The 9764-nt window shown below is 34.5% G+C and carries 10 protein-coding genes; all 10 read left to right on the top strand.

The features are described from left to right. The first annotated feature begins 41 nt into the window (after window positions 1-41). Window positions 42-1514 (top strand): S-layer homology domain-containing protein, encoded by a 1473-nt coding sequence (locus V7014_RS23010; protein WP_335510721.1) that lies wholly within the window; start codon window positions 42-44, stop codon window positions 1512-1514. Then, the gene (locus V7014_RS23005) at window positions 1502-4150 is read left to right on the top strand and encodes a hypothetical protein (RefSeq protein ID WP_335510719.1); all 2649 of its coding nucleotides are present in this window, start codon (window positions 1502-1504) and stop codon (window positions 4148-4150) included. The genes V7014_RS23010 and V7014_RS23005 overlap by 13 nt, the downstream gene beginning before the upstream one ends. An 87-nt stretch (window positions 4151-4237) precedes the next feature. Beyond that, window positions 4238-4681 carry a DUF5411 family protein gene (locus V7014_RS23000; protein ID WP_335510718.1) on the top strand — a complete coding sequence of 148 codons (444 nt, stop codon included), beginning with the start codon at window positions 4238-4240 and terminating at the stop codon, window positions 4679-4681. Between the two features lie 12 nt (window positions 4682-4693). After that, window positions 4694-4864, top strand: coding sequence for a hypothetical protein (locus V7014_RS22995; protein ID WP_335510716.1), 171 nt, complete (start codon window positions 4694-4696; stop codon window positions 4862-4864). Further along, entirely contained in the window at window positions 4858-5514 is a 657-nt protein-coding gene (locus V7014_RS22990; protein WP_335510714.1) for a hypothetical protein, read from the top strand. The genes V7014_RS22995 and V7014_RS22990 overlap by 7 nt, the downstream gene beginning before the upstream one ends. 39 nt (window positions 5515-5553) lie before the next feature. Then, complete coding sequence (locus V7014_RS22985) at window positions 5554-5952, top strand: hypothetical protein (RefSeq protein WP_335510712.1); 399 nt, start codon at window positions 5554-5556, stop codon at window positions 5950-5952. Window positions 5953-6024: 72 nt separating this feature from the next. Next, window positions 6025-6873, top strand: coding sequence for an AAA family ATPase (locus V7014_RS22980; protein ID WP_335510711.1), 849 nt, complete (start codon window positions 6025-6027; stop codon window positions 6871-6873). Window positions 6874-6876: 3 nt separating this feature from the next. Then, window positions 6877-8268 (top strand): ATPase, T2SS/T4P/T4SS family, encoded by a 1392-nt coding sequence (locus V7014_RS22975; RefSeq protein WP_335510709.1) that lies wholly within the window; start codon window positions 6877-6879, stop codon window positions 8266-8268. A 13-nt stretch (window positions 8269-8281) separates the two neighbouring features. Continuing rightward, window positions 8282-9244 (top strand): type II secretion system F family protein, encoded by a 963-nt coding sequence (locus V7014_RS22970; RefSeq protein WP_335510707.1) that lies wholly within the window; start codon window positions 8282-8284, stop codon window positions 9242-9244. Between the two features lie 15 nt (window positions 9245-9259). Then, on the top strand, window positions 9260-9764 hold a 505-nt coding region (locus V7014_RS22965; RefSeq protein ID WP_335510704.1), incomplete at its 3' end, for a hypothetical protein.

The following is a 9764-nucleotide window of genomic DNA, read 5'->3' as shown; positions in this document are numbered from 1 at the left end:
CATAATAATATATGCAACGGAATTAAGGGAGGATGTTTTGGATGAATACAAAAAAAGTGATTGTTTCAACAGTTTTAGGGGCTAGTTTATTATTTACTTCAGTGCCTTTTAATGTATTTAATACAGAACAGGTAAAAGCTGAAACAGTAATGGCTACTACATCATTTAGTGATGTATCGAAAAACTCATTTGCCTATGATGCAATTCAGAAATTAACGAAACGTAAGATCATTCTTGGTTATAACGATGGAACATTTAAACCAGGAACAATCGTAACAAGAGGACAATTTGCTACTTTCTTGGCTCGTGCATTAGATTTGCCAGAAGCCGATAGCAATTTTAAGGATTTACCAAAAAGCAAAGCGCTTTATAAGGACGTTTCAAGGGCTGCTGCGGCTGGTTTAATACAAGGGGATACAAAAGGCTATGTTAATGCAGATAAACCTGTTACACGAGCTGATATTGCCGTTATGATTGATAGAGCTATGAATATGAAGGGTAATTTCACTGAAACTACGAATCTAACATTCAAGGATGCTGGTTCAGTTCCTAAATATGCTTTTGAATCTGTAAAACGAATGACTAAGTACGGCATTATTGCTGGTAAAAATGATAATACATTTGCACCAAGTGAACATGCAGATAGAGCTACATCATCTGTATTTGTATACCGTATGATAAATCTAATCGAAAACCCGACAAAACCAGTTCCACCAGCAGAAGATGATTGGAAAAAGTGGTCTAAAGAGCGTATTGAACAAGAGGTTGGCGAATTTAAAGTAACTGTACGTACTCAAGATAAAGTGTATGTACAAGACTTTGTTCAGTATTATTGGAGAGATTTACAAGATCCGGTTTATGCAGCAGTGCGTCCAGAACCAAAAGAATATTTTGCTGACTGGGTAAATAAAAATAAAGATTCATTTCTTGTAAGTTATAGCACTTACCCAACTAATGAAATTATAGCATTCAATGGTGTACCATATAGAGAATCAGAGTTGTTCCTAGATAAAATTGAAAATCCGACATCTCAATATATGAAAGATTTAAATGCGGTAATTCCGACACCACCAAAACAAGAAGGTCAATTTTTATTAGATTTGCATACGGAACATAAAGATTCAGTTACTTACACTAAAGGTAAAGCAGAAGTTACTACATTAAAAGCAATGCCTGAAGTATTAGCTAACAATAATGAATTTATGGTTGATATAAAATCAGCCTTTAGTGATGCACAATCAGTCACAGTTTCAAATAATGGTTTACAACTAAAACATGGTAACAACATTCTCGAATTAACGAATAATAGTGATGTAGCTATATTGAACGGCAGTAATATTAAACTACCAAGTAAAGTAACTACAGAAGATGGGGTTGTGAAAGCGCCTGTTTTAGCAGTTTCTAAAGCGCTAGGTTTGCATACAAGACAAATGACACCACAATATCCATATTCACTACGTGTTGAGATTGCTGACTATCCATTAGAAAAGGATGGTTGGTATTGGATAGATTAAAAAAGATATTACTAGTTTCTCTTGTTTTAATTTGTATGTTAGTAACATCAATACCTTTAACAGCTGCTGGGTACAATGGGTATCCAGCAGGTGCGTTAACTTCTTTAGATTCTGATATACGTATGGCTTCTCAAAGGCAATGGATGGATCACGACAATTATAGATCCTACAAGTATAGGATTGTTCATCCTGAATTCGATTATTCAGATTTTATGTATGAAGCAAACTGGATGGTAGAAGTAGATGGGAAGAGTTTAGATAAGAAAATTATGCTGATGCGACCACGTTCTGATGGTAGTCAAGGAAGAACTTTTATTCAAGATTCGGATTTGTCCTATTGGGGAAAAGTCCTAAATGGTAATACTTCATTTTTACAAAGAGAAGCATCAAATTATAAAGCTAATGTGATTAATGCTTATCGTCCTTCAGAACAATACTCTAGACTATACATTAAAGATGCAGCAAGATTAACTGGTGCAAAAGTTCAAGGTACAAGAGGATTGGACTATTACGATGCAGCTTTATTACAATATGGGGAAGTAATCATAGAAACGACTGAATTCCCTACGGCAACCAATGGACTTCCGGCAAAAGGAAAACCGAATACAGATATTACATTTAAAGTGAGTGGGAAAGAATTTTACCCTCATTCGACATATCGAACTAGACCAGAAATCAACTATAAGGTTACTTTAGATGGTGGAGTTATTAAAGAAGGGAAAACAGGAGCTTCCAGTTTTTCAGAATCCATAACGATTAATAAACCACCTGGAACATACCAAGTTGAATTAACGGTTTGGGATGTAGTAGAAAGAGCAACGAAAGTAAAGAAAACGATAGTAATTGGTGATGATGGGAGTGTTACTCCACCTGATGGGGGAGAAATTGAACCTCCACCACCCGTACCTGAACGATATGAATATGAGTTAGATGTAGAAGTTTATCGTTTAGATGGTCGTACAGTTGAAAAAGGAACAAACACAGCAACGGACGTTTATGTAGAACGAGCCGATTTTTCTGATTCTCGGGAACAAGCAAAACAAGAGTTTCAGAGTTACATTGAAGAAGTAAATAATATGAAGTCAGATGCTGAATCTAAAAAGTCAGAGTATGAAAGTGAGAAATCTTCAGCTGAAAGTGAGAAATCTTCAGCACAAAGCGATCTTTCATCCTGCCTAGCAACACCACCGGATAAAGAAGGAAATACACCTGATTGTTCGGGTTATGAATCAGCTATAGCAAGTGCTGAACAAAAAATACATGAAATGACGAATAAGATTAATCAAGCTAATCAAATGATTGCTCTTTATGAACAATCGATTCGTAAAGCAGAAGCCGAATTGGCTTATATTCAAAGTGAAGAAGCCAAGTATTCCGTTGTAAATCCAACGGTTTTTTTAGATTACAATGATTCTCTAGTGAGTCAAACAACGGTTTCACTTAGCGAAGGTGAAGGCCCAAAACGTTATACAATGCCAAGTTGGACATTGAATGGTGATGGAACAATTATGGCGCAAATCAATGAAGATGGAAAATACCAAGAATTTTATTATGATCCGTTAGAATCAAGAAGTGAAGTGTCACTTGGCTATAATACAAGAGTAGGTCACGATTTATATCCAAGTTCATCATCGAATAACTGGAAAGATACTCCGATATATATCAGCTCGAAAGAAACAGCAGCGTGTCCTCCAACTGGACAATATTTTGCTCCTTCAGAAGTCGAAGGGATTGTTCGAACTGTGAATGAGGATGGAAATACAAGAGTCTTAAAGGAAAAAGTTCGTAGTGAATTTACAAAGTTACCAAAAGAAGAAATAAGGGCAGGATTTGGATTTGAATATCAATTAACCACTCAATATATCAACTATGATAATGAACCTGAACCTGCTCAAGAGACAGGAACAAAAACCGTTGAATCTTATTTTCCTACTCTAGGTAATTTTTTACCTTATAGTAAAGATCCTGCGATAGATAAATATATCAATGATAGTCCTCAATATAAGGTTGAAGGGTACAACGTTGGTATGGAGACAAACCAAAGTCCTTCTCCACGTTCAGAAACTAGAACCTGGTTACTACCACCTGTTGCGGTAGAGGAATACTCCGGCAACCTATTTGCAGTACGAAACAATGATTACAAAACGCATCCAGAACGAAATCCGCATGACAAGATTTTATTGCAGGATGAAGAAGGGAATGAACTAACAAGATGGTATGTTGATCTTCTTCAACCGGATGGAATTTACGAATTTAAAGTTCGTACTTATGGTGCTGGTGTAAATCAATTAAACACTTGTCAAACAGGTAAAGTAATGGTCAAAGGAACGATCATTGGTGATGAAAACGGCGATGATGATTTTGTGAAAAGATCCGTCTCACCTAATAATCCTTTCCCAGGAGGAATTGGTTGGAACTGGTCTGGACAAGACTTTAGATTAACAGCTTTAACGGATTGGTATCGAAATTGGTATGATCACCCTGATAAGCTGCCAGCTAGTCAATATGATAGTATGTATTTCCTAACACCTGAAAAAATAAAAGAGGTTCGAGCTTTTAATGAAGGTATGAATCACGAATATATCTTAGGAAAGTCATTGTTTGACTCTGTTCATATTCCGACAAGTGACAAATAAAGTTGTATAGCAAGAAAGAGGATATATTATTCTCTTTCTTTTTTTCTACCATTTTGGTCAGATTTTTCAAAAAAGAAGGTGATGTAAATGTCTAATTCAGTCATGTCAGCATGGATTATTCTAACGTTTCTTTTCTTTGTAGGTTTTACGGTTTCATATCAATATATAGCAATGGCAGATAGTGATAATGAAACAAGTTCTACAAATACTGCAAGGAACTCCATGAATGTGGCTATCAATTGGGGTAATGCCAGGGTAAATGAGGAAGTTACGATAAATGAAGAGATTGCAAGAGAAGCCGTTGTTCGTCAGTATGCCGATACGGCTTCTTTTCATGATGGTAATAAATATTTAAACATTTATGAAGTATCTAGCAAGCCTGCTATGTTAGCCGTTGATTCTTATGGTTCTGTAGACACGCCTTTCATGAATATGACGAATAATTTTAAAGGTGAAAATAATGATACAAACACGATTACTCGTAGTCGAGAAATCGTTATTTACGAAGCAAAGGATCTAAAAAAAGAATAGGAGTTGGATAATGTGAAGAAAAAGCTATGGAAAAAAAGAGTGATGGCGCTTTTAACGGTTGCTTCTTTGCTTGTAGTCATGCTTTTTTACATGAATACATCTATACAAGCGAAAGTGAATGTACAAGAAATAGTGGTAACTAAAGAAGAAATACCGCCAAGAACGGAAATAAAGATATGCTGACAACCATTTCTGTACCAAATCAAGGTATACCAACGAATACGATTCGAGACAAAGAAGATATGATTGGTAAATGGACAGTCTCCGGTTTTGGTATTCCGAAGAATAGTTTCATCTACACAGATAAAATTGTAGATAAATCCGAGCTTCCGGATGCTGGTATTTTAGATTTAAAAGAAGGTGAAGTTGCTTTTCCTTTGTTAGTGGATCTTGAAACTTCATTAGGAAATAGTATTATTCCTGACACAAAAGTAGATTTATATTTTCGTAATGTCGTGAATGAAGGAGATAATGATAAGGCTATTTACGGAAAAATAGCTTCACAAGTTCGTGTTGTTGCGGTTAAGGATGCAGAAGCTTCTAACGTGTTCGATGCTGAAGGAAATGCAACTGATCCAGAAGTACAAGGAGCTGTTGATTCATCTGATAAGAACCTAGCTAAGATTTATATTTTTGCCATTCCTGAAAGCATGAGTGATTTAATTGGTAAAGCTAAATTGTTAGGTGAGATTGTACCAATTGCTACAGATGATGCGTATGATATGGATTCGAAAGCAACTAGTGAACCAAATGAAGTTGTTCAATATATTGAAAAGGCTTCGTTATCATCTGACGTTCAAGTAGCAAGTAATACAAAGAAAGAGAATGAATGAGTCAATAAGAATTAACAAAGGTTCTGTTGAGGTGAAATGATGTTGGAGTGGTTAAGGAATACTATAAGTATAGATATTTTTGTTACATTATTTACATTTATAAGTATATATTCACTTTATCTTATGGTTCAGTTTTTTAGACGGAAGAGGATACAGTTTATATTTTTTACAAAAGGAAGCTTAGTAGATTTTGACGTATTTCGATGGTTAGATGTAATTGTTTACGTAGGTTTGTTAATAGGATTAGTGTTAATAGGTGATAAGTTACCACAAAGCTATGTTGACGTAGTGAGGGATTTTGATATTAATAGTAGGTTACCGTTGTACCTTTTATTTGGACTATTAAGTTTAAGGGCTAATGTAATTTTATTTGAAAAGATTATTGATACATGGACGGACTGGAAGCATAAAAGAATGGAAGGAAAGGGAATGGAGTAAAGCAATTATGTCGGTATACGTAGAGAATACGTATTAAATAATGAATTTAGATTAGAAATAGGAGGAACAACAATGACGGAAATTATTAGTTTTTACTCGGTGGCAGCTTCACAAGGGAAGCGTACACTATCACTTGCTCTAGCTGAATTATTAGCTGAACAAAATCACAAAGTGTTATATGTTGAATTGGATTATAAAATGCCAGCTGTAGCCATTGCAACACGCATTTCTGATTCCCAACGAAATAGCAGTGAGTACTTTAACCGAGTTGTATTAAATCGAAATTTTGATCCAACTGCTTTTGTGTTGAAAAAAGAACATCTATTAAAAACGGAAGAAAAAGATTTATGGAAGTCATTTAATAAATTACCTAAAGAGTTGGATTATTTGCTTTTCCCTTTAGATTATGGTGAAAAAAGTTTCCCTAAAATCCTGACCAATGAAGAAACGGCTGAAAAAGATGCGCATGAATTTATTGAACAATTGATTTATGCATTGAAAAATACATCTTATCAAGCCGTTATTTTAAATTTACCAACGGATTTAAGTAACATTTTTGGGTATGAAATGTTGGCTCAATCTGATCATGTTATTGAAGTGATTACACCTAGTAGTACGCAATTATTCGCCCGAAAAAAGACGGTGAAATTCTTATCCACTCTATCACCACAAATCGAAGATAAGTGGTTGACAGTATTGAACATGATTAGTGAAGAAGTCGATGAAATGGAATATCAAAAGTTATTTGGAGAAGAAGAAATGATTCAAATTCCTTTTGATCCTGGTCGACAAAAGGAAGAACTAGCGATACAACTAAGTTCTCCTTTTATTAAAGAGAAGATGGAAACAGTCGCCTTACATTTGAAGTTTGCTATTACTCCAACAGTGCCTAAACGTCGATTCTTTACGAAAGGTGTGTAATACATGAATACGGTTTGTTATCCAGGATTAATTGAGCGTACAGATAACGTTATTCAGTTAGATAGATTACTCTATCAAAAAGAAAAAGAAAAACATAAGAAGAAACAAAAGAACATTCAATCATCTGGTCAGTTTAATGAAGTAACGGATCATATAAAAACATTGTTAAGAAGTTCTGATAAATATAGAGGACTTATGCAAGATGCCTTTGGAAATCTAGAGAAAAAAGAACAATTAAAGCAAATCATCTATAGTCATATCTCAAGTAAAAGCTTTTTAGATCGTTTTTCTTCTTTTTTCGCTCAATTTGAATTAGATGAAGCGACAGAATACCTTTTAGAGCGAATAGTAGGATTAGATGTTTTGCAACCATTAGTTGAAGTAGATACCATTACAGATATTGTAATATGTGATTGGGACGATATTCGAGTAGATGATATTTATAAAGGGGCATATAAAACGAATTTATCCTTTCGAAGTAAAGAAGATTACGAAGAACTTTGTTACAAATTTGCGTTCGGTTCTAATAAATCGTTTTCTGTGTCTAAGCCGAGTGTACATGCTATATTCCCACAATTGCGTGTAAGTATTGTTGGCCAAGATATTTCACCTAAGATTAGTACATCGATTCGGATTATCTCTAAAGAGCTTCGCTTAACCGAAAAGCTTATTAAGGAAACTGGTTATGCATCAAAAATAGCAATGGACTTTTTAGAAGCCATTTTTCCTTGTGTAAGCACCATGATTACAGGCGCTGTAGGTACAGGAAAAACAGAGCTTTTCCGGTATTTAGTGAAAACCATATCAGATCATGCCTTTCCTATCATGGTGGAAGATACACCGGAAACCTATTTAGACGAGTTATACCCGGAAAAAGGAATTCGAATGTGGAAAAACAGAGAGAAAATTGACGATGAAAAAGAAGAGTTTGGCTATCTTTTTCATGTGCGTAATGCTATGCGCCATAATCCAATCTATCTGTTTATTCAGGAATCAAGGGGCAAGGAATTTTATGAAATTCTAAAAGGAGCTAATACTGGAACTATTGTTTCTACAACGCTGCACTCCAATGATGCCATTGATGCGGCTGACCGTTCTATTGCATTCTGTCAAGAAATGCAACATCATTCAGCTGAATTTTATGGGAAACAAATTGCTAAATCGTTTAAAGTCGTTACACATGTCAAGCGTTTTAATGGTGTTAGGAAGATCAATCAAGTAGTCGAATATTTAGGTTATGAAAATAACGAAGTAAAAGCGAATATTCTTATTGAATATGATCCAATACAAAGAAAACACGTTGTGAAAAATAGAATGTCCGTTGCTTTGTGGAAACAGCTAAATGAAGTATATCCCGATTTAACTCATTTAAAAGAGTTAGCACCAAATATATAAGGAAGTGATGGATATGTTTTGGATTGGGTTAATTGTGATAGGTTTCTTCATCTATTTTGCCTTTATGCAAGTAAGTAGGCTGTCTTTTAGAAGAAGAGGAAAACAACTTTCAGAATATCTAAAAGCCGATATAGAGAAAGAAGGAAAGGTACAAAATAGAATCAAAGAATGGTTAGAGAAAAAAGGATTGATGGATTATTTAAGCCCATCTCATCTTATGTATGAAGCAGAAAAATGTGGGGTTATCATTACTAAACAATCGTATATATCTTCCTTTATCGTAGGTACTGCTGTAGGGCTGGTGATGGTTATTATTTACTTTCAACCAGTTCTTTTTCTTTTACTTCCACTTTCACCGTTAGGTGGCGTTTTGGCAGTGAATTTAAGAGTTTATAAGATTAAGAAGGAATACAAGCAAGCTATGGATGCCAAATTAACTTTCTATATGTCTTTTTTAGCTTCTTCTTTAAGCACCTATCATAACTTAAAGGATGCGTTATATTCGATCCTATCTTCTTTAGAAGAACCTATAAAAAAGGATATAGAGGAAGCCTATTTGCAGTCGCAAGATGGGAAAAGTGTAAAAGAGTCATTTGAACACATTGTGCAAAAATATCCGCATCAGTTTGTAAAACTGTATCATGATCAATTGCATGTCATTGTATCAACTGGATCAACTGATATGAGTTCTTTACGTGATATAGCCTTTGATATGAAGAAAAGAGAAACATATAGAAGAAAACTATTAACGCAACATCGTGAGAAATTAAAGGTATGGAAGACTTTTGCTTTCTTCTGTTTGTCTATACCATTCTTATTTATTTTTGTATCGATGGATAATTATTTGCTTGTTATGAATCACATGGCAGCCAGTGTAGTGTTTGCCCTTTCTTTTACATTTATAGGGTTAACTTATTGGAAATTAGAACAATTAGAAGCCTATGATCCAACAAATGATACAGAAGCCTATTTCTAGAAAGGAGGGTTTTATGTGAATGTATTTCTGTTACCTATCGTTCAAGGTATCTTCTTACTTTCTATTATCGTATTAGCTTATCGAACGGTCATGATTGTTTTGGATACAAAAGCAACCAATAAATTTGTATTGAAACAATATCTTACTAGTTCTGAAAAGGAATCAAAAGATAAGGTTGGAAGAATCACTTTATTAGAACGAGTAACATCCATTAAAAAGTATATAGAGTACACAGAAATGGAATTAAGAGAGAATAAGTCGGATCTGACAGTACAAGCTTTTATCATAAAACGTCTTATTATCTCAATTACTATGATGCTATTTGTATTAGCTGTTTATTGGATTAGTGACAACTCGTTTCTCTTATATTTAGTCCTACCTATTGGTGTTTTATGTTATATACTTCCTAAAAGACAATTAAAGGTTCAAAAGCAGCGTTATGATAAGCAATTACAGTTGGAAATACGGAAATATCTTTTAGGTTTTGCCGTATCACTAAGATCCTATACACCATTTGAAG

Source organism: Bacillus sp. JJ722 (assembly GCF_036963345.1).
Taxonomy (GTDB): domain Bacteria; phylum Bacillota; class Bacilli; order Bacillales; family DSM-1321; genus Bacillus_AD.
This window is presented reverse-complemented; position numbering and strand designations above follow the sequence as displayed.

What these genes read in the sequence shown, in the direction of transcription:
- V7014_RS22970 (WP_335510707.1), top strand. Translation starts at nt 8,282, where the DNA reads ATGTTTTGGATTGGGTTAATTGTGATAGGTTTCTTCATCTATTTTGCC.
- V7014_RS23010 (WP_335510721.1), top strand. Translation starts at nt 42, where the DNA reads ATGAATACAAAAAAAGTGATTGTTTCAACAGTTTTAGGGGCTAGTTTA.
- V7014_RS22980 (WP_335510711.1), top strand. Translation starts at nt 6,025, where the DNA reads ATGACGGAAATTATTAGTTTTTACTCGGTGGCAGCTTCACAAGGGAAG.
- V7014_RS22985 (WP_335510712.1), top strand. Translation starts at nt 5,554, where the DNA reads ATGTTGGAGTGGTTAAGGAATACTATAAGTATAGATATTTTTGTTACA.
- V7014_RS22975 (WP_335510709.1), top strand. Translation starts at nt 6,877, where the DNA reads ATGAATACGGTTTGTTATCCAGGATTAATTGAGCGTACAGATAACGTT.
- V7014_RS23000 (WP_335510718.1), top strand. Translation starts at nt 4,238, where the DNA reads ATGTCTAATTCAGTCATGTCAGCATGGATTATTCTAACGTTTCTTTTC.
- V7014_RS22990 (WP_335510714.1), top strand. Translation starts at nt 4,858, where the DNA reads ATGCTGACAACCATTTCTGTACCAAATCAAGGTATACCAACGAATACG.